Here is a 20,072-nt window from a genome sequence, read left to right on the forward strand (position 1 = left end):
CCCTTGCCCTGGCGGGCAAATCCCCCCGAGAGTATTTTTAACAATAAGAACGGGGCGGCGATGACGCGCGCCCTTGTCCTGTTTGCCCATCCCTGCCCCGAGAGTTTCTCGGCAGCTTTGCATGGTCAGGTGGTGTCTTCCCTGCAAGAGCGTGGCTGGGACGTGGACGATTGTGACCTGAACGCCGAGGGGTTCAACCCCGTCTTGTCAGAGGCGGAGCGGCGCGGCTACCACGACGCCCCGGCCAATTGTGAACCCGTGCAGGCTTACGCGGAGCGGGTCAAGGCGGCTCAGGCCCTGGTCATGGTCTTCCCGGTTTGGAATTTCGGCTATCCGGCGATCCTGAAGGGGTTTCTGAACCGGGTTTTTCTGCCCGGCGTCTCGTTCACATTGGTCGATGGCAAAGTGAAACCGAACCTGACCCATATCCGCAAGCTGGCCGCCGTCACCACCTATGGTGGGACGCGGATGCGGGCCGTGCTGGCGGGGGATCCACCGCGGCATTGCGTGAAGCGTGCCGTCTGGCATGTCTGTCGCCCGCGCAAGATGCGGTACCTCGCTCTTTATGACATGAACCGCGCCGATCAGACCCGGCGCACCCGCTTTCTGAGACAAGTAAAACGCGAAATGGAGGCATTTTGAATGCGCGCGCTGGTCATCTACTGTCATCCCAAACCCGACAGCTTTAACGCTGCGATCCTGGGGGTCGTGACCGACAAATTACGGGAGGCGGGGGCGGAGTACCGTATCAGGGACCTCTACCGCGACACGTTCGAGCCGGTGCTGAGCGCCTGCGAGTTGGACGGATATCTGGATTGCCCGGCCAACCTGGAACCGGTGGCCCGCGACGTCGAAGATGTGAAATGGGCCGACACGCTGGTCTTTGTCTACCCGACCTGGTGGTATGGATTGCCGGCGATGTTGAAAGGCTGGCTCGACCGGGTTTTACTGCCTGATGTGGCGTTCCTGATGCCCGATTGTGACCACAGCACCATTCGCCCCGGGTTAAAACATATCAAGGGAATGGCCGTTTTCACCACTTGTGGCGCCAGCTGGTGGCTGACCCAGATGGTGGGCGCGCCGGGCAAGCGGACCCTGTTTCGCGGCATCGGGTTTTTATGTGCCAAGCCACTGCGCACCGCCTTTGCGGCCCACTACCTGATGGACAGTTCCACCCCTGAAAGCCGGGCGCGCCATCTGGCCCGCGTCGGGGCGACCATGAGCCGCTTTACCGGATCGCGCAGCCGGCGGCGGCCCCGGGAAGCCACGGCATGATCCCGGTGCTGGACTGGACGGATCACGGGCGCGACCCGGCGCGATTTGCCACTGGTCTGGGTCGGGCCTGCCGCGATACCGGATTTTTCCTGCTGAACGGGCATGGGGTGGAGGATGACCTGATCGCGGCCGTCTTTGACCAGACGGACGCGTTCTTTGCCCAGCCCGTTGAGGCGAAGGCCAAACTGGACATTCGGGTTGGCGGGGCCAATCGCGGCTGGGTCGCGTTCGGGTCAGAGAACCTGGACGATACAAGCACGGGTCAAACCGACCAGAAGGAGGCGTTCAACATCGGGTTCGACCTGGCCACTGATGATCCGCGGATTGCTGCGGGCGAAGCGTTTCGCGCTGCCAATGTGTGGCCCGACCTGCCGGGTTTTCGGGCGACGATGCTGGCCTATTATGACGCGCTGCACCAGCTTGGCATGGCACTGCATCACCCGATTGCACGGGATCTTGGATTGGAGGGCGACCACTTCGACGGTGCGCTGGACCAACCCCTGGCCGTGCTGCGGTTGCTGCATTACCCGGCCAATCCAGATGCGGCGGGGATCGGGGCCGGAGCGCATACGGATTATGGCTCGCTCACGCTTTTGATGACGGATGGTGAGGCGGGGCTGCAGGTCAAACCACGCGGCGCGGACTGGACCGATGTGCCCCACGTTCCGGGTGCGTTCGTCGTCAATATCGGGGACTGCCTGATGCGGTGGACCAATGACATATATATCTCGACCCCGCACCGGGTCTTGCCGCCGCGACGCCGCCGCCGGTCTATCGCGTTCTTTTTGGACCCGAACCCGGATGCGGTGATCACAGCGCTGCCCGGCACGGGGGCGGCGCTTTATCCGCCGATCACGGGGGCGGATTACCTGCGGTCGCGGTTGGAGGCCACCTATACAGCCACGGCTGCGCCATGAACCGTCGCTTGGACTGGGCGGACTATCGCACCACGGAATATGCCCAGATCGACCCCATGCGCACCATCGCCATTCTCCCGACGGCGGCGGTTGAACAGCACGGGCCCCATCTGCCGGTGGGCACCGACACGATGATTGCCCAGGGCATGTTGGACCAGTTGCGTGCCACCTGCCCCGATGATCTGGATATCCGCATCCTGCCCATTCAATCCATCGGCAAATCGAACGAGCATATCCATGCGCCCGGCACCCTGACTCTGCCGGCGGAAACCGCCCTGGCGGCCTGGCTTGACATTGGGCTGTCGGTTGCACGTGCGGGGGTCCGCAAGATCGTGATTGTAAACAGCCATGGCGGCAACCTCGATCTGATCTCGATCCTGTCGCGGGAATTGCGGGTGCGGGCCGCGATGCTCGCCGTCAAATGCCAATGGGGCAGCTTCGGCCATCCTGCGAGCATGTATTCCGACCATGAACTGGCGTTCGGCATCCATGGGGGAGATGTTGAAACCTCGCTTATGCGCGCCTTCCGGCCCGACACTGTGGATATGGAACGGGCCGCTGATTTTCGCTCAACCGCCCAAGGAGCGGCCATTCCGCCGATCGGGCCGATTTCCTATGGTTGGGTCGCGTCCGACCTGAACCCTGCCGGGACGGTTGGCAATGCGGCGGCGGCCACGGCTGAGAAGGGCCAGGCCACCTGCGCCCACCAGGTTGCGGGCCTTGTGCGGCTTTTGAAACAGGTGGCCGGGCATAGCCTTGACGGCCTGGAGGCCACACAGCCCCGGCTTTGACACATCTTTCACCAAACCTTGCATGGCGCCGCACAAGATTGCGGGTGTAGCGTTCCTGAAAGAGAAAAAGGAATTCACCATGGCCCGCCTTCTTGCCGCTATCGCCTTGATTTTCACCGTAACCTGCGCAGCTGCACAGGATGATCCGGCCACCGAACCGCCCATGACACTGGAGCGGTTGGGCGAAATCCTCAAGGCGCTGGACCCCGAGACCGAGGCATTGGGCACCGCATTCCAATTGACGCTCAGCGACGTGCCGATTGTGATCGTGACGGATCCGGGCGCAGACCGGATGCGGGCGATGGTGCCCATCCGCGATGCCAGCGCCATGTCTGCGGACGAATTGCTGCGGGTCATGCAGGCCAATTTCGACACCGCCCTGGATGCCCGCTATGCCATTGCACAAGGGCGGCTTTGGGCCACGTTCATTCATCCGCTGTCACCGCTGGAAAAGAACCAGGTCATCTCTGGCATCGGGCAAACGGTGAACGTCGCAAAGACCTATGGCACGCTTTACACAGGCGGCGCCCTAAGCTTTGGCGGTGGCGATAGCGGCACGTTGCAACGCGAATTGATCGAAGAGCTGTTGGACAAGGGCCAGGATATCTGAGCACTACTCCCGGGCGCGCAGCACACCGGCCGGGCGCGTGGCCAATGGCCGCCAGGCAAAGGCCAGACCAGCCAGCAAGGTGACCATCACACCGCCCACGACGATCAGTAGGGCCGAAACGGGTTCGAACACATAGTCGGCATCCATGACAAAAGTCAGGACGGCCCAGCCACCCAAGGCCCCCGCCAGGATGGCAACCGATCCCGCTGCCAGCCCCAGCAAAGCGCTGCGCAAGGCAAAGTAACGCAACACCTGCCCACGCATCGCACCGACGGTTTTCAGCACCGCGGCCTCAAAAACCCGCGCCCGTTCGCCTGCAGCTGCGGCCCCGATCAGGACGATCACGCCGGTGATCAGCGTCGCGGCGGCACCATAGGTGATCGCCGCCGCCAGCCCGCCCAAAACCTCGCTCACCTGCGCGATGGCATCGCGGACCCGGATCGCGGTGATGTTGGGATAGGCCTTGGCCAGATCGCGCAGTATCGCGGTTTCGGCCTCCTCCTCGGCATAGATCGTGGCGATGTGGCTGTGGGGCGCGCCTTGCAAAGCGGCAGGGTTCATCGACAGGATGAACCCGATCCCAGCAGTGGAGAAATCAACCTCCCGAAAACTGGTGAGCGTACCGGTGATGTCGCGACCCAGGATGTTGATCGTCATCTCATCTCCAAGGGACAGGCCCATCTCCTCCGCTTCCTCGGCGGCAAAGCTGATCTGGGGCGGGCCGGTATAGTCTTCGGCCCACCATTCGCCAGCTGTGACCTTGGTCTGCTCGGTCGGTTTGGCGGAGTAAGTGACACCGCGGTCGCCGTTCAAAACCCAATGGTCCCCTGCGACGTCGCGCGCGGGCTGGCCGTTGATCTTGGTAATGATGCCCCGAAGCATGGGCGCGGTATCTACGCGGCTAACCCCATCGTCGCCGTTTAAACGGTCCAGAAAGCCCGGCAATTGCTGGCTTTGGATATCGACCATAAAGTAGCTGGGGGCGACCTTGGGCAGGTCATTGGCGATGGCGTTGCGCAGGTTCCAGTCGATCTGCCCAACGGAGGCCAAGACAGAGAGGCCCAGCCCCAGGGACAGCACGACCGACGTCGCCTCCCCGCCCGGGCCGCCGACAGCACCCAAAGCGAGGCGCAGCGCAGTGCGCCCGCGCACAAACTTTGCGCGCGCCAAACGGCGCGAGAGCGTGCGGATGCCCCATGACGCTGCGACCAGCAGGACCAGCGCCCCCAGAACGCCCGCCGCTGCGTAAAATGTCAGCATCGGCACTCCGGAAAAGAGCGCGGCCAACCCGACCAACAACGCAAGGATGACCCCGGTCACCACCAGGTAGACGGGTTGGGGAAGTGACCAGGCGCCCGCCGTGGCATCGCGGAACAAGGCTGCGGCGCGCACCTGTTCGGTTCGCGCCAAGGGCCAAAGGGTGAACAAAAGGGCTGTCAGCGCGCCATAGATCCCGGCTTCGACAAGTGGACCGGAATAGACCCCGACAGAGATCGGGACCGGTAACCGTGCCTCCAGCAAGGGGGCAAAGATGAGCGGTGCGATGGCCCCCAGGATCAGGCCCGCCACGATCCCGACCCCTGCCAAAACGCCGATCTGTATCAGGTAGGCGGCAAAGATCACCCGGCCTTCGGCACCCAGGGTTTTGAGCGTCGCGATCACGGCGATCTTGCCGTCGAGATAGGCGCGGACGGCGGCCGACACCCCGACCCCGCCCACGGCCAGGCCCGCCAGGCCGACCAGCACCAGGAAGGATCCCAATCGTTCGACAAACTGGGCCACACCAGGCGCCCCGTTGCGGCTGTCGCGCCAGCGCAGGCCGGTTTCCTGGAATTGCGCCTCGGCCTGTTGTTGCAGGGCAGCAAGATCTGTCCCCGCGGGGACAGCCATCCGGTATTTGGTCTCAAAGAGGGTGCCAGCCTCCAGAAGGCTGGAATTGGCCAGATCCTCGGTCCGCACGATGGTGCGCGGGCCAAGGGCAAAGCCATCGCCCGCGCGGTCGGGCTCATCCGTCAGTTCCGCCATCAGCACAAAATCTTGAGTGCCCAAGCGAAAGAGGTCACCGACGGCCAGGCCCATCCTGGCGATCAAGACCCTGTCCATGACCGCGCCAGGCAGATCATCCCGGCCCGCAAAGGCAACCTCCAGCGGCATGTCAGGCGCCAGCCCGACAGCGCCTTTCAAAGGATAGGCCGCGTCGACGCCTTTGACCTGGGTCAGACCGCGCTCGGCCTCCCCCCCTTTGTCGACCACGGCCATCGACCGAAAGTCGACGATTTCGGAGATCCCGGTGGAAATCTCTTCAAGGAATGCGCGTTCCGCGCTATCGGCGAAGCGATAGGTGAACCGCGCCACCGCGTCGCCGCCCAGCAGAACCGCACCTTCGCGCGACAGGCCCTCCTGCACGCTGACGCGCACGGTGCCGACGGCGGCGATGGCGGCAACACCCAAGGCAAGGCACGCCAGAAAAACGCGAAACCCGGCCAGGCCGCCGCGCAGCTCTCGCCGCGCGATGCGGGCCGCGACAGACAGGTTCATTCCGCCGCCTCGCGCAGGGCATCATCGCCCGAGATCCGACCATCGCTGAGGCGGATCACCCGGTCGCAGCGGGCGGCAAGCTCTGACGCATGGGTCACCAGAACCAGCGTCGCGCCGTGTTTGTCGCGCAATCCGAACAGCAATTCGATGATCGCCTCGCCATTGGCGCCGTCCAGATTGCCGGTTGGTTCATCCGCCAACAGGATATCGGGGCGCGGAGCCGCGGCGCGGGCCAAGGCGACGCGCTGCTGTTCACCGCCTGACATCTGCGCGGGGTAATGGTCCACCCGGTGGGCCAGGCCTACGGCCTGCAACTCTGCCTGGGCCCGGTCAAATGCATCGGTCGCACCGGCAAGTTCCAGCGGGGTTGCCACATTCTCCAACGCAGTCATCGTGGGGATCAGGTGGAAAGATTGAAAGACGACGCCCATATGTTGCCGGCGAAAGCGGGCCAGGGCATCTTCGTTCATACCGGACAGATCAAACCCCAATCCCGTGATCGTGCCGCCCGTGGCGCGCTCCAGCCCGCCCATCAGCATCAGGAGAGATGACTTGCCACTGCCCGACGGACCGATCAGCCCCAAGGTTTCGCCCTTTGCAACATCCAGCGAGATGCCGTGCAGGATCTCGACCCGGCCTGCATTGCCATCAAGGGCCAGGGTGACATCGTTGAGCGAAAGAACAGGTTCGACCATAACACGGCTCCAAGGATGGGTTGCTGCCTTGCGATATGGGGCCCGCCGGGGGCGCAACAAGGTCGCCGCCGGGATGATCCTGATGACCACTGCCGTCACCGCGCAGGCAGAGACGCTGACGATTGCCGCCTTGGGCGACAGCCTGACCCAAGGTTATGGCCTGCCCGCCGAACAGGGCTTTGTGCCGCAATTGCAAAACTGGCTGGTGGAGCGCGGCCATGATGTGGTGATCATCAACGCCGGCGTGTCGGGCGACACCACGGCCGGTGGGTTGAACCGGGTCGAGTGGACCCTGGCCGACGGCGTGGATGGGATGATTTTAGCCCTTGGTGGCAATGACTTACTGCGTGGCATCCCGCCCGAGGCCAGCCGCAGCAACCTGGACAATATCCTGAAAGCGGCGACTGCCCAGGATATCGATGTAATGCTGGTGGGCCTGCCGGCACCGGGCAATTACGGGCCGGACTACAAGGCGGCGTTCGACAGCATGTATCCGGAACTGGCCGCCACCTACGATGCGCTGCATTTTAAAGACTTTCTGGCGGGTTTGAGCGTCTTGCCAAACCGCGCCACCACGCTGCGCAAATACATGCAATCCGATGGCATTCACCCCAATGCGGAGGGTGTCGCGCTGATCGTCGATGCGATGGGACCCACAGTGGAACAATTGCTGGACCGCGCCGCGGGGAGTTGACGCCTCCCGCGCCCCGGCACAGAACAGTCTGGGCGAGGAGGGACAGATGGACCTGATATCGAAACTTGCGCGGGCTTTGGGGCCTGCCCATGTGCTGACCGGCGATGACACGGCGAAATATGCCAGCGACTGGACCGGCACCTATGTGGGGGCACCGCTTGCCGTCATCCGCCCGGCCAATACGGGCGAGGTGAGCGCAGCCGTCAAAATGGCCGCCGAGGCAGGGGTCCAGATTGTACCGATTTCGGGCAATACAAGCTTGGCCGGTGGCACTCACGGGCCCGGCGCGCTGATGATTTCCATGGAGCGTATGAACCGCATTACCGAGATCCGGCCCGCCGCCCGGATCGCCATTGTCGAGGCTGGAGTTGTGCTGAGCCAGTTGCACGATGCCACCGCGGAGCATGATCTGTCGTTCCCCCTGACTTTTGGCGCGCGCGGATCGGCCATGATCGGTGGCGCGCTAAGCACCAATGCGGGGGGCTCGAATGTGCTGCGCTATGGCAATACGCGGAGCTTGTGTCTGGGATTGGAGGTCGTTCTGCCCTCTGGCGAGGTGCTAAACCTGATGAGCGCGTTGCATAAGGACAATTCCGGTTATGACCTAAAGGATCTGTTCATCGGCGCCGAGGGCACGTTGGGTCTGATCACCGGGGCAGTCCTGAAGCTGGTGCCACAGCCGCAAGCCTATGCGACCGCCATGGTCGCCACGCCGTGCCTGGACGCCGCGCTGACCCTGCTGAACCAGTTGCAGCAGGCCACGGGCGGCGCAGTCGAAGCCTTTGAATACATGCCGGGCGAATACATGGATGCGACCCTTGCCATGTTCCCCGAGATGCGGGCGCCCTTTGACACACGGCATGACGTCAACATTCTGGTTGAGGTTGGCGCAACGGCCGCGCGCGACGCGGTGCCTGATGGGACCGGCGCTGTGCCGATCGTCACCCTTCTGGAGCAGCTGCTGTCGGGTTTGTTTGAGGATGGTGCGGTTTTGGACGCCACGGTCGCGCAATCCGATCTTCAGCGAAAGCAGATGTGGGCCCGCCGCGAGGCCGCGGCCGAGGTCTCGCTCGGGCACGGGCCTGTCGTCAATAACGACATCGCCGTGCCATTGGACAAGGTTGCCACGTTCCTTGACCTCGCCAAAACGCGTCTGGCCCCTGTGGCCCCTGATGCCACCATTCTGACCGTGTCGCACCTGGGCGACGGCAACGTGCATTACACAGTGCGCCCCAAGGATCCTCAGCCCGAGGTGATAAATGGCATCATGGAAACTGTTGAGGATATCGTCTTGTCGCTGGGCGGCAGCTTTTCGGCGGAGCACGGGATTGGCCTGGCCAAAAAACCATCCATGGACCGGCGCAAAGACCCAGTCGCATTGGCGGTGATGCGATCGATCAAAGCGGCACTTGATCCGGACAATCGGATGAACCCGGGAAAGGTTCTGCCCTGATTGAGCCGTTAGTGCTGATTGAGGATGCGGGAGCTTCCGGCGGGAGTATTCTTAACAATAAGAAAGGCGGAGAGGCTAAGCCGCGCGCCAGTCGAAAAAGCCCGTAGGCGCACGGCTGAGGAGCCGTTGACCCAAGTCATGGCCCAACGCGGCGGCGTCTGCGATCGGGGCCGCGCCATCATCCTTTAGACTTTCGCTGCCATCGGGGCGCAAAACCTCGCCGCGCAGATGGATCGAGGTATCGGTAAGTTCCGCCAGCCCGGCGATGGGCGTTTCGCAGGAGCCGTCGAGCGCGGCAAGAAATGCGCGTTCCGCCGCCAACCTGTGACCGGTGGCCGTGTGGTGGATCGGCTCCAGCAGCGCGCTTGTGTTGGTGTCGTCGCTGCGCTGTTCGATCCCGATGGCGCCTTGGGCGACGGCGGGTAGGATATCGGATGTTTCAATGGGCTGGCGGCGCACCTCGACCATGTTCAGGCGGTTCAGCCCGGCGCAGGCCAGGAAGGTGGCCATCGCCACGCCGTCTTTCAACTTTTGCAGGCGCGTCTGAACATTGCCGCGAAACTCCACCACCCGAAGATCCGGCCTGCGGACCAAAAGCTGCGCCCGACGGCGCAGGGATGACGTGCCGACCACTGCACCCTCTGGCAGATCGCCAAAGGCCGCGCCATCCAGCGTCACAAAGGCATCGCGCACGTCTTCGCGCGGCAAGGCACAGCTTAGCACCAGGCCATCCGGCTGCAGCGTCGGCATGTCCTTCATGGAATGGACAGCGATGTCGATGGCACCACTCAGCAGGTCGTCTTCGATTTCGCGCGTGAACAGCCCCTTGCCGCCGATCTCCTTCAATGGACGGTCCAAAACCTTGTCGCCCGTGGTCTTGATCACCACGATTTCAAAGGCATTCTGCGGCAAATCATGCGCAGCCATCAGGCGTGCCCGCGTCTCATGGGCCTGCGCCAGCGCAAGTGGAGAGCCGCGTGTCCCTATTTTCAGGGGCTTAGCGGGAGAAGGCAAATTCACTGTCATAAAACGTGTCTAAATGCGTCAACCTAAACTGACAACTGCTTCTGTCTTGACTTCGTGACGCATTCATCGGACCCAAGATAGGATCAAAGGAGAACGCGATGGCCCCGACCAAGACCCTGCTGCGCGCATTGGCGGGGGAAATCCTGCCCACCCCGCCCATTTGGATGATGCGTCAGGCGGGTCGCTACCTGCCCGAATACCGAGCCACGCGCGCGCAGGCCGGGGATTTTCTGTCGCTGTGCTATACTCCCGACTTGGCCGCGGAGGTCACATTGCAGCCGATCCGACGCTATGGATTTGATGCAGCGATCCTGTTCGCCGATATCCTTTTGATCCCCCAGGCCCTGGGGGCGGATCTTTGGTTTGTTACAGGCGAAGGCCCGCGATTGTCGACCATCCAATCCGCCGGGGATTTCGCCAAGTTGAAAGGCGGTGCCGATATCCACGATCATCTGGGTCCCATCTATGAAACGGTCCGGATCCTGGCGCAGGAACTCCCCAAAGAAACCGCATTGATAGGCTTTGCCGGGGCGCCCTGGACAGTCGCAACGTATATGATCGCGGGACAGGGCACGCCGGACCAGGCCCCCGCCCATACCTTGATGACCGAGCATCCGGATGTATTCGACGCGTTGATTGATCTGCTGACAGAGGCCACGATCGAATACCTCTCTGCCCAGATCACGGCGGGCGCCGAGACGGTCAAACTGTTCGACAGTTGGGCAGGATCCCTGAAAGGCGATGCGTTCACCCGCCATGCCTTGGCCCCGGCCAAACGCATCATCGGGGAGCTCAAATCGCGCCACCCGGATGTCCCGATCATCGCCTTCCCACGAGAGGCAGGCGATGGCTATATCGGTTTCGCCAGAGCAACGGGGGCGGATTGCGTCGCAATCGACAATTCCGTCTCAGCAACCTGGGCTGCGAAACATGTGCAATCGGATGGCTGCGTGCAGGGAAACCTGGCGTCAAGCCACATGGTGACAGGCGGGCAGGCCCTGGTGGATGAGACACGCGCCATCGTCCAGGCGTTTCAAGGCGGTCCGCATATTTTCAACCTTGGCCACGGGATCACCCCGGACGCTGATCCCGACAATGTGGCACTGATGATTGAAACGGTCCGCGCCACCGAAACCGTCTGACGACCCGACGAAACGGTGAAATCTGTGCCACGCTCGACGACCGCGTGCGGACGCAACAGCCTCAAGGGGCGCGCGGGGGACGCACGCGCCCCTTAGGAATTTAGTCGCGTCGATATCAGAATATGGGCCAAGGCAAGTGCCGCGACCGCGCCGCCCGCAATCCCCAAGGCAGCAAGACCGAACCGGTCTAATACAGCGCCGCCCAGGGAAGACCCCAGGGCCGCGCCCACATAAATCGCCGCCGCGTTCAGGGCCAGTACAACACCTGCGCTTTGAGGCTCCATCGCGATCAGCCGCACCTGCTGACCCGCCATGAAGGACCAGCCAAAGACCGACCAGACCATGATCAACCCTACCAATCCGATCGGCGCCAACGGCAAGAGGGAAAAGACCGGCATGATCACGATCTGCAAACCGGCCAACCCGATCAACGTGCAAACGGGGCCGACCCGATCAGCCAGAACACCGCCCAGCAGATTGCCAATCACCGCGCCACAGCCAAAGACGACCAAGGCTAACGCGATCCCGTTGCGACCAAACCCCATGGTCTCCTCCAACAGGGGGGCCATGTAAGTGTAGATCACGTAAACCGAGCCCAGAAAGCTTGTCGTGAACAAAACCGCAAGCAGGACGGGGCCATTACCAAGGATACTGCGCAGATCGCTCAGGCTCACCGGTTGAAACTTCAAGCCAGCAGGCACCCGGGTCCAGATCAGCCAGATACACGGTACGGCGAGGGCTGCGACGATGCCAAATGCAAGGCGCCAACCGAACGTATAGGCGATGTAGCTGCCCACAGGCACGCCAACGACCTGCGCCAGCGTCAAACCGAAAAAGACCGCCGCCAGCGACCGGGCGCGGCGGTCCGGGGGGCTCAACGCCGCAGCCGTTGCGGCGGCGATGGGCGTAAAAAGCCCGGCCCCCGCCGCGGCCAGCACACGCGCTGCCAGCAACACGGTGGGGTTTGGCGCAACGGCAGACATCAGGCAAGCTACAGCGAACAATCCCAAACCTGCGGCCATCACCCGCCGCCGTCCGATCCGCCCCGTTCCCGCTACCAACAACGGAGAACTGATTGCATAGGCGATGGCATAGACGGTCATGACCCAACCCGCGCCTGAGGTCGACATCCCGAAACTTGTCGATATCGGTGTCAGCAGCCCGACGACGACAAATGCACCCATTCCGATTACGAAGTTGGAAGCCGACAGGATCGACACCAGGCTTGAGGCATGGATCGCCTCGGCCGGTTGCGCCTCCATCAGGGCGCGCCCATCACCCGGGCGCGGCTCATATCCATTTCGCCAAAGGGGGCAAGCTCATCAGCACTGCGTTGGCATCATGCCCGGTCTCAAGGCCAAATTTGGTGCCACGGTCATAAACAAGGTTGTACTCGGCATACAAACCGCGATGCACCAGTTGTGCGTCCTTGTCCGCATCGGTCCATGGCGTATCGCGCCAGTTTTCCGTGATCGGGACAAAGGCCGGCAAAAAGGCGCGTCCCACATCCTGGGTAAAGGCAAAATCAGCCTCCCAGTCACCGGTGTTCAGATCGTCATAGAAGATGCCACCAACCCCGCGGGCCCGATTGCGGTGCGGGATGAAGAAATATTCGTCTGCCCACGCCTTGAACCGATCATAATAGGCGTCGTCGTGGCGGTCGCAGTGATCTTTCAACACGGCATGGAACGCCTCTGTATCCGCCGCCCGTTCAAGGCAGGGGTTCAGGTCGGACCCGCCTCCAAACCACCAGGCCTGGGGCGTCCAGAACATCCGAGTGTTCATGTGGACGGCGGGGGTATGCGGGTTTTGCATATGCGCCACAAGGCTGATCCCCGATGCCCAAAAGCGTGGATCACTGTCCATCCCTGGCACGCCGCGCGCAGCCATCGCTTTTTGCGCGCGCTCTCCCAATGTGCCGTGCACGGTCGAGACATTCACACCGACCTTCTCGAACACGCGGCCCCCGCGCATCACATTCATCAAACCGCCGCCTGCATCAGATCCATCGTCGGATTGGCGTTTCGTCTCACTCACCTCAAACCGTCCAGGCGACAACCCGGCAAAGGGGCCGGTTGCCTGACTGTCCTCAAGCGCCTCAAACGCGGCAACGATCTCATCCCGCAATGATCGGAACCAGGCCGCGGCTTGCATCTTACGATTGTCAAACTGTTCGGTCACACCGGTGTCCTCCTGCTGTTACACTGGGTCGTAATCGCTTTTGCCGCGCGGTTGAATCGAAATCGCTGGCCCTTCTTTAGATATCAACCTGATCGCGTTAGAGATATGACATGAGAAACTGGATTTTAGGTGGTTTTCTGATGGTCCTTGCGGCCTGTGGCACACCGCAAGAGCAATGCATCCGCCGGGAAACACGGGAATTGCGGATCGTGAACAGCCTGATCGCGGAAGTGCAGGGCAACCTCACGCGCGGTTATGCGATCACGAGGGAAGCCTTTGAGGTGCCCGTCTATCGGGTCTGTTCCGTCTACAAAGACAAATCCGGCCGGGTCAGGCAGGATTTCTGCTGGACGCGGGAAACGCAGTACCGCACCAAGCGGGTCGCCTTCGATCCTGCAGCCGAACGCCGCAAGCTCAGCGGCCTGCAAAACCGGAAACATAACCTGACACGAATCGCGACCCGCGCCGTGGCGCAATGCAAAGCGCAGTTTCCTGAAGACTGATATCAGCGACCGGTCCTGGCCGGGTTCAAATCAACCCGGCCCGAACGTGCTGCATTCTGATCCACGGGCAGCCAGCCTTTGACAGGCGCGATTGGCCTGGTCCTGGCTCATCCCCACGAAATTCGCTTCAAAACCGCCCTTTTGCTGAACGATCTTGCGCAAGGCGCCGTCCAGGGATTGTGTTTCCTTGAGAGCGGTGGTCAGCAAAGCCCGTTCTGCCGAATGGCGCGATGGATATTTGCCCATGCTCACGCCCCAATGGCGCCCGCCTGAGGTTGAAACCCGCGTGACCACCACCGGCTCCTTTAGCCGTGCGGCAGCCACCAAGGCAGTTTTGGGACGCGGCAGTGGTTTAACCTTAGGGCCGCGCTGGGTGGCCTGAGCCAGCAGGGGCGCCGTGGCCGGTTGCTGGGCACGGCTGACCTGTGGCGCAAAGGTGGATGGGCCCTCCTCTTCCGTTGCGGCAAGCGCCTCCGCCACGGCCTTGTCCGTATCTGGCCGGGCCACCGCCACGGCGACCGGGTCCTCAACCGCCGGTTTTGGCTCTTCCGTCTGTGCGGCCAAAGGTTTGGCATCCGCCTGCAGGGGTTCTGCCGCTGCCTGGGCCACAATCTGATTGATCTCCTGCTGCATGGCCAAAAGCACCGGATCCTCTGCCCGCGGTTTCGGCCTGCGATGAGGGATCATCGACCGTTTTGGTGCGCGAACGATACGCAGCGTTTTTCCAACTGCTCGCGGCAGGCCGTTGACAGGCCCGGCATCATCGGCCGTGCGTGCCACTAAAACTGGTTCAGTCTCAACCGGTTGACGATTGTACCTAGGCAATGCCGGTTTGCGGACGGCGACCCGGGACGGCGCTCGACGGAAACCCAAATCCATCAACTCCGCAACCTTGGCGTTGCGCGTGGCAGTCGAGCGCCCTCCGAAAACAGTGGTGATAATCCGCTCGCGCCCCCGCTCGGCAGAAGCGACAAGGTTGAAACCTGCGGCACGGGTATATCCGGTCTTGATCCCGTCCGCGCCTTTGTAATTGCTCAGGAAACGGCGATTGGTGTTGGGCACGTTGCGGACCCCTGCATGGGTCGAAAGACGCGAGAACAGATTGTAGTATTTGGGATAGTCATAGAAAAGCCGCCGACCCATGATTGTCATGTCGCGGGCAGTCGACAAATGACCAGCCTCCGTGAGGCCATGGGCGTTCTTGAAAGTCGTCCGCGTCATGCCCAGCGCCTTGGCCGTGCGATTCATCCGCCGGGCAAACGCCGCCTCGGACCCGGAAATCCCTTCGGCGATGGCCGTAGCCGCGTCATTGCCGGATTTAACGGCCGCCGCCCGCACCAAATATCGCAACGATATGCGCTGGCCCGATTTCAAACCCAGCTTCGATGGCGGCTCTGACGCCGCTTTCTTTGAGACCTTGATCTTGGTATCCATGCTGATCTCGCCCAGCCGCACCGCCTCGAACGCCACGTAAAGCGTCATCATTTTGGTCAGCGAAGCCGGATGTAATCGCGTATCGGCATTGCGCGAATGCAAAACCTCGCCCGACCGCGCATCCATGACCATCGCGGCATAGGGCGCAGCGCCCGCTCGCAAGCTGATTGCGAAAAGCGTGAGCATACACAAGCTATAGAGGAGGGCGACACGGCCCCACTGTCCCAACGTTGTCACGTCGTTCTGCCTTTTTTCTGCCTCAAGCCGCCCGTGATCTGATGTCTGGGTCGGCGGTATTATTTATTTGTGCTCAAGCTAGCACAGAAAGCCATTACCGAAAACTGTGTTTGGTCAAAGGCTTTGGTGTAGGCTTTAAAGCAACACCTCAAAATCTGGACGCAACCAACCACAGCTAAACAAGATAGGTCCATGTCAAGACCCATAACCAGCAAACGTTTCTGATTAGACAACAGTTTTAGACAAAAGTTGATGATGCGGGATCAGCGTAAATCCGCAAGCAGGTCTGGCAGCGATCCCAAATCGGGGACCTCGCAAAACCGGGGATGGCCAAGCGGCGGTTCGGCGTGATCCAAGGCCCATGTCAGGCCAAAGGGAACATGCACACCCCAGGCACCAGCCTCGATCGCGGGGCGGACGTCGGATTTCAGCGAGTTCCCTACCATCATAGACCTGGCTGGTCCGTCCCCGTGGAAAGAAAAGATACTGCTATAGGTTTGCGACATCTTTTCGGAGACGATCTCCACCCCGTCGAACAGATCGCCCAGGCCGGATTGGGCGAGTTTGCGTTCTTGATCCAGCAGATCGCCCTTGGTGATGAGCAAAACCATGTGGTCCGCCTTTGCCGCCTCAACCGCTTCCCTGGCATGGGGCAGCAAGTCGATGGGATGTTCCAGCATGTCATGGCCAATCGCAAGGATCTCCTGCAGAACCGATGACGGGATACGCGCCTCCGTCAATTCAATCGCGCTCTCGATCATTGACAGCAGAAACCCTTTGATCCCGTAGCCGTAGCGCCCAAGGTTGCGGCCTTCGACTTCCAGCAGATGCGCATCCAGCACCGCGGGATCCGCGTAATCGGCCAGCAATGATACGAATCGTTCTTGCGTCAGCTTGAAAAACCGTTCGTTGTGCCAGAGCGTGTCATCCGCATCGAATGCAATTGTAGTTAGTTTTCCGGGCATTGCAGGTCACTCATGGCAGTTGGGTATCGACAAGCCCTTTTCACAAGGGACCGCTCGCTTATATATAGGGGCCTGAACAGCGACCATCCCTTACGCTATGGATACAGCCGTGACCAAGTTTGCGCCTTTGAACATGTCAGATGACGATGCAGGCCAGAACGATGGCGATGCGGACCTGCTGCTAAAGACCAAGCCGAAGACCCAGAAACCACCTTTGTACAAGGTGCTTTTGCTTAACGACGATTACACTCCGATGGAATTCGTCGTTCACGTGCTGGAGCGGTTCTTTGGGTTGAGCCATGCGCAATCGTTCGAATTGATGCTGGTCGTCCACAAAAAAGGGCTGGCCGTGGTCGGTGTGTTCAGCCACGAAGTAGCGGAGACGAAGGTCGCGCAGGTCATGGATTTTGCCCGTCGTCACCAACATCCATTGCAATGCACGATGGAAAAGGAATAACCCATTTCGCTTGACCACCGTGTAGCCCTGGCGATTGATGCTGGGGCTTTTGATTTGCCCACCGGTCATGTCCTGGCAATCGGTGCCCGGTCGCAGACCAACCTGTCATTTGCCCCGGACGCTACCATCGTTGCCGGGTTTAAACCGGATTTTGCAGCTTGGTCAGCACGGGGGCGTGACACCTTGGCCACGATCAAGGGGCCAGCTGATGGCGCCATCGTCTTCCTGCCCCGGGCCAAGGCACAAGCACGCGATTGGATCGCACGCGCCCTTGCCCTCGGCGGCCCGGTGATCATCGATGGCGACAAGACAGATGGTATAGACAGCATATTAAAGGCCGTACGCGCCGTGACCGCCACCAGTGCCCCTTTTGCCAAGGCCCATGGTAAGGTGTTTCGGATCGAACCAACCGATGCGCTCGCCCACTGGATACAACCAGATCTTGTTCAGACCGGTGATTGGATGACGGCGCCTGGCGCGTTTTCGGCTGATGGCCCCGACCCGGCCTCCACCGCATTGGCCGACGCCATGCCCGACCTTGCGGGCCGCATTGCCGATCTGGGGGCCGCGTGGGGATATCTTTCCGCGCGGGTGCTGGCCAGTCCCAAGGTCACCGAGTGTGACCTGATCGAAGCCGACCATGGCGCGTTGCACGCCGCGCGTGCCAATGTCACCGATATCCGCGCGGCCTTTCATTGGGCAGACGCGCTGGCATGGCAGGCCGACCCCTACGCGCATATTATCAGCAACCCTCCCTTTCATACAGACCGGCGCGCTGATCCCAGCCTGGGCACAGCGTTCATTACCGCGTCGGCCCGCCTTTTGACCCCTTCCGGCACCTTGTGGCTAGTCGCCAACCGGCACTTGCCGTATGAAAGAGCCTTGAAAGAGGCATTCGCCGAGGTAACGGAACTGCCCGGCCCGCCCGCCTTCAAACTGATCCGCGCCAGAAAACCGGTGCGGAGACGGAGATAAAAACATGTCATTTTCGATCAGCGGCAAGGTCGCCATCGTCACCGGTGCCGCAAACGGGGTGGGCCTGGCCATAGCGCGCCATTTCATTGACGCAGGCGCTTTGGTCATGTTCGCCGATATGGATGACGAACGGTTGTCAAAGGAAGTCGAAGGCCTCGGCGATAATGCGCGCCACTTTGCAGGGGATCTTCGGCAAAAACTGACCATCGCCAATCTTCTATCGGCCACACTCGACAGTTTTGAGCGGGTGGACATCCTGATCAATGCCAGCCGTCAAATGGTCGCGTCGGACCCGTTGAACCCGGACGACGACGCTATCGAAATGCTGTTGGAACAGAACCTGATGACCTCCCTCCGGCTCAGCCAACTGGTGGCCAAACGCATGATCAAGCAGGCAGACGATGCCGCGGATGACAACGAACCGGTCGGCGCCATCGTCAATCTCTCCTCCATCGCGGCGCGGCGGACCCATCCAGCACTGATGGGCTATTCGGTCAGCACCGCAGCACTTGATCAAATGACCCGCAGTTTTGCCGTGGCCCTGGCACCGCACAGGATCCGCGTTAATGCCGTGGCCTTTGGATCCGTCTTATCGGCATCTCTCAAGGGCGCGTTGAAGGACAATTCCGATTACCGGGACGATATCAAAGAGCATACGCCAATGAATCGCATCGCCAAACCAAGCGAAGTTGCGGAGGCGGTGCAGTTCATGGCCTGCGACGGGGCAGGATTTGTCACGGGCCAGATCATGACGGTCGATGGCGGTCGGACCCTGCTGGATCCCGTGACCGCTCCGGCCCACTGATCCATGACTGATGTCCTTGTCATTGGCGCCGGCATCAACGGCCTTAGCACTGCGTATTGGCTGACCAAATCGGGATTGAGCGTCACCGTGGTGGAACGGGGTCGCGTGCCCTGCCCCACGGCCAGCTCCAGCGACCATCATAGATTGATCAGGCCGCTTTACGGGGACGCGCGCGGGTACACCGCCCGTATACCCGCAGCCTATGAAGCGTGGCGCGCGATGTGGTCAGATCTGGGGCCCGAGGCGCGATATTACGCCGAAACAGGGATGCTAGCCCTTTGCCAGGAACGCGGGGACTACACTGACCAATCCCGCGCAACGATGGACGCGTTGGGTCAGCCCTATGAACAGATCGACAGCACAGCCGCTTTGGACAAACGGTTCCCGTTTCTTGAACCCTCGAACGTGGCCTATGGCCTGCTATCGGAGGGTGGCGCGCTGATGGCCGATGTGATCCTGACGGATCTGGCCGCATGGCTGCGCAGGCAAGGGGTGAGCATTCTGGAAATGTCGCCCGTGACCCAGGTCGATCCGGTCAAGGCAACCGCGACGTTGACCTCGGGTGAGGTCCTCTCTGCCGGGCAGATCATTGTGGCCGCGGGTATCGGCCTGCCGCACCTGACCCCCTGGTTAGAGGTGCCATTGCTCTTTCGCAGGACCGTCATCCTTTATGCCCAGCCGCCAAAGGATCTGACAGAGATCTGGGCGAATGCGCCAAGCTGGACCCATTTGGGCGGCACGGACAACGATTTATGGGGCATGCCGCCACTGCGGGGGCTGCCCATGAAGCTGGGCGACGGATCCATGGGGCGGGAAGACCCCGACGACAGCGACCGCACCATGACACGGGATGAAATGCAGCATATGCGGGCCGGCTATGCGGCACGCTTCCGTCGCGCCGAAGACTTTCAGATCTGCTGGGGTCAGGCCAACTACTGGACGAAGGCCCCGGGCGCGGCTTTTGTCATGGTCCGTCAAGACCGGGCGGTCGCGCTCTCCGCCTGTTCCGGCCATGGTTTCAAGTTCGGTGCCCTGACCGGGCGCGACGCGTCGGACGCCATAACCGGCCAAGCGCCCGTTGCCGACATCGCGCACCGCATGGCGGGGCGTTAAATCGCGGTTCGCACATCATCCTGCAACGGCCCTTCGCCAACCAAAACCGCGTCCGATACGTTGCCCCATTATTCGCCTAAAAGTGGACGTTTCACGGTGAGCCCCAGATGAGAAAATTCACATGATTGCCGCCAAGTAAGTCGTCATCATGTGTCCGGAAATATCCCCGCCGGAGGCACATGATCTAAGGTCATGCCGCTATATTTTAGTGCCTCCGGCGGGGATATTTCCGGACACATGATGACGACTTTGTGGGCAACT

General features: G+C 61.5%; 20 protein-coding genes. 13 read left to right on the forward strand and 7 right to left on the reverse strand.

All coding sequences use genetic code 11. The features are described from left to right. Positions 1–60 precede the first annotated feature (60 nt). From IU397_RS18005 to IU397_RS18025, 5 genes are all read left to right on the forward strand, one after another. Positions 61–642 carry an NAD(P)H-dependent oxidoreductase gene (locus IU397_RS18005; RefSeq protein WP_204416440.1) on the forward strand — a complete coding sequence of 194 codons (582 nt, stop codon included), beginning with the start codon at positions 61–63 and terminating at the stop codon, positions 640–642. Then, complete coding sequence (locus tag IU397_RS18010; RefSeq protein ID WP_204416442.1) at positions 643–1,275, forward strand: NAD(P)H-dependent oxidoreductase; 633 nt, start codon at positions 643–645, stop codon at positions 1,273–1,275. After that, positions 1,272–2,192 carry an isopenicillin N synthase family oxygenase gene (locus tag IU397_RS18015; RefSeq protein ID WP_204416444.1) on the forward strand — a complete coding sequence of 307 codons (921 nt, stop codon included), beginning with the start codon at positions 1,272–1,274 and terminating at the stop codon, positions 2,190–2,192. Before IU397_RS18010 ends, IU397_RS18015 begins: the two co-directional genes overlap by 4 nt. Further along, on the forward strand, positions 2,189–2,983 hold the full coding sequence (locus IU397_RS18020; protein ID WP_204416446.1) for a creatininase family protein: 795 nt from the start codon (positions 2,189–2,191) through the stop codon (positions 2,981–2,983). Before IU397_RS18015 ends, IU397_RS18020 begins: the two co-directional genes overlap by 4 nt. A gap of 79 nt (positions 2,984–3,062) precedes the next feature. Further along, the gene (locus IU397_RS18025; protein ID WP_204416448.1) at positions 3,063–3,593 is read left to right on the forward strand and encodes a hypothetical protein; all 531 of its coding nucleotides are present in this window, start codon (positions 3,063–3,065) and stop codon (positions 3,591–3,593) included. 3 nt (positions 3,594–3,596) lie between these two features. On the opposite strand, the gene IU397_RS18030 is transcribed toward IU397_RS18025, so the two are convergent. Continuing rightward, complete coding sequence (locus IU397_RS18030) at positions 3,597–6,131, reverse strand: ABC transporter permease (RefSeq protein ID WP_204416450.1); 2,535 nt, start codon at positions 6,129–6,131, stop codon at positions 3,597–3,599. Beyond that, positions 6,128–6,826, reverse strand: a complete 699-nt coding sequence (locus IU397_RS18035) for an ABC transporter ATP-binding protein (protein WP_204416452.1) — start codon at positions 6,824–6,826, stop codon at positions 6,128–6,130. Before IU397_RS18035 ends, IU397_RS18030 begins: the two co-directional genes overlap by 4 nt. Before the next feature lie 73 nt (positions 6,827–6,899). Here IU397_RS18035 and IU397_RS18040 point away from each other — a divergent pair, with 73 nt between their 5' ends. Together IU397_RS18040 and IU397_RS18045 are read left to right on the forward strand one after the other, a co-directional pair. Beyond that, the gene (locus IU397_RS18040) at positions 6,900–7,520 is read left to right on the forward strand and encodes an arylesterase (protein ID WP_239479912.1); all 621 of its coding nucleotides are present in this window, start codon (positions 6,900–6,902) and stop codon (positions 7,518–7,520) included. 46 nt (positions 7,521–7,566) lie between these two features. Beyond that, a complete protein-coding gene (locus IU397_RS18045; protein WP_204416456.1) occupies positions 7,567–8,973 on the forward strand; it encodes an FAD-binding oxidoreductase in 1,407 nt (468 codons plus the stop codon). A 75-nt stretch (positions 8,974–9,048) separates the two neighbouring features. Here the strand turns inward: IU397_RS18045 and hemC are convergent, their stop codons facing one another. Next, complete coding sequence (gene hemC, locus IU397_RS18050) at positions 9,049–9,999, reverse strand: hydroxymethylbilane synthase (protein WP_204416458.1); 951 nt, start codon at positions 9,997–9,999, stop codon at positions 9,049–9,051. 98 nt (positions 10,000–10,097) lie between these two features. On the opposite strand from hemC, the gene hemE reads away from it, so the two are divergent. Continuing rightward, positions 10,098–11,141 carry a uroporphyrinogen decarboxylase gene (hemE, locus tag IU397_RS18055; protein ID WP_204416460.1) on the forward strand — a complete coding sequence of 348 codons (1,044 nt, stop codon included), beginning with the start codon at positions 10,098–10,100 and terminating at the stop codon, positions 11,139–11,141. Between the two features lie 92 nt (positions 11,142–11,233). Here the strand turns inward: hemE and IU397_RS18060 are convergent, their stop codons facing one another. Together IU397_RS18060 and hemF are read right to left on the reverse strand one after the other, a co-directional pair. Beyond that, positions 11,234–12,403 (reverse strand): MFS transporter, encoded by a 1,170-nt coding sequence (locus IU397_RS18060; protein ID WP_204416462.1) that lies wholly within the window; start codon positions 12,401–12,403, stop codon positions 11,234–11,236. 28 nt (positions 12,404–12,431) lie between these two features. After that, on the reverse strand, positions 12,432–13,295 hold the full coding sequence (gene hemF / locus IU397_RS18065; RefSeq protein ID WP_239479913.1) for an oxygen-dependent coproporphyrinogen oxidase: 864 nt from the start codon (positions 13,293–13,295) through the stop codon (positions 12,432–12,434). A 137-nt stretch (positions 13,296–13,432) separates the two neighbouring features. Between hemF and IU397_RS18070 the strand changes: the two genes are divergently transcribed. Beyond that, positions 13,433–13,825 (forward strand): hypothetical protein, encoded by a 393-nt coding sequence (locus tag IU397_RS18070; RefSeq protein WP_204416466.1) that lies wholly within the window; start codon positions 13,433–13,435, stop codon positions 13,823–13,825. Positions 13,826–13,855: 30 nt separating this feature from the next. Here IU397_RS18070 and IU397_RS18075 read toward each other — a convergent pair whose 3' ends face one another. Together IU397_RS18075 and IU397_RS18080 are read right to left on the reverse strand one after the other, a co-directional pair. Then, positions 13,856–15,445 carry a serine hydrolase gene (locus IU397_RS18075; protein ID WP_204416468.1) on the reverse strand — a complete coding sequence of 530 codons (1,590 nt, stop codon included), beginning with the start codon at positions 15,443–15,445 and terminating at the stop codon, positions 13,856–13,858. 314 nt (positions 15,446–15,759) lie between these two features. Next, positions 15,760–16,461, reverse strand: a complete 702-nt coding sequence (locus IU397_RS18080; protein WP_204416470.1) for an HAD family hydrolase — start codon at positions 16,459–16,461, stop codon at positions 15,760–15,762. 133 nt (positions 16,462–16,594) lie between these two features. On the opposite strand from IU397_RS18080, the gene clpS reads away from it, so the two are divergent. The 4 genes from clpS to IU397_RS18100 are packed head-to-tail and all read left to right on the forward strand — an operon-like array spanning position 16,595 to position 19,811. Continuing rightward, positions 16,595–16,918, forward strand: a complete 324-nt coding sequence (gene clpS, locus IU397_RS18085; RefSeq protein WP_204416564.1) for an ATP-dependent Clp protease adapter ClpS — start codon at positions 16,595–16,597, stop codon at positions 16,916–16,918. A 54-nt stretch (positions 16,919–16,972) separates the two neighbouring features. Beyond that, positions 16,973–17,893 carry a methyltransferase gene (locus IU397_RS18090; RefSeq protein ID WP_239479908.1) on the forward strand — a complete coding sequence of 307 codons (921 nt, stop codon included), beginning with the start codon at positions 16,973–16,975 and terminating at the stop codon, positions 17,891–17,893. Positions 17,894–17,897: 4 nt separating this feature from the next. Continuing rightward, positions 17,898–18,698, forward strand: coding sequence for an SDR family NAD(P)-dependent oxidoreductase (locus IU397_RS18095; RefSeq protein WP_204416472.1), 801 nt, complete (start codon positions 17,898–17,900; stop codon positions 18,696–18,698). Positions 18,699–18,701: 3 nt separating this feature from the next. Further along, positions 18,702–19,811, forward strand: a complete 1,110-nt coding sequence (locus IU397_RS18100; RefSeq protein WP_204416474.1) for an FAD-binding oxidoreductase — start codon at positions 18,702–18,704, stop codon at positions 19,809–19,811. Positions 19,812–20,072: the final 261 nt, after the last annotated feature.

The sequence above is a fragment of the Actibacterium sp. 188UL27-1 genome (assembly GCF_016901225.1).
Classification (GTDB): domain Bacteria; phylum Pseudomonadota; class Alphaproteobacteria; order Rhodobacterales; family Rhodobacteraceae; genus 188UL27-1.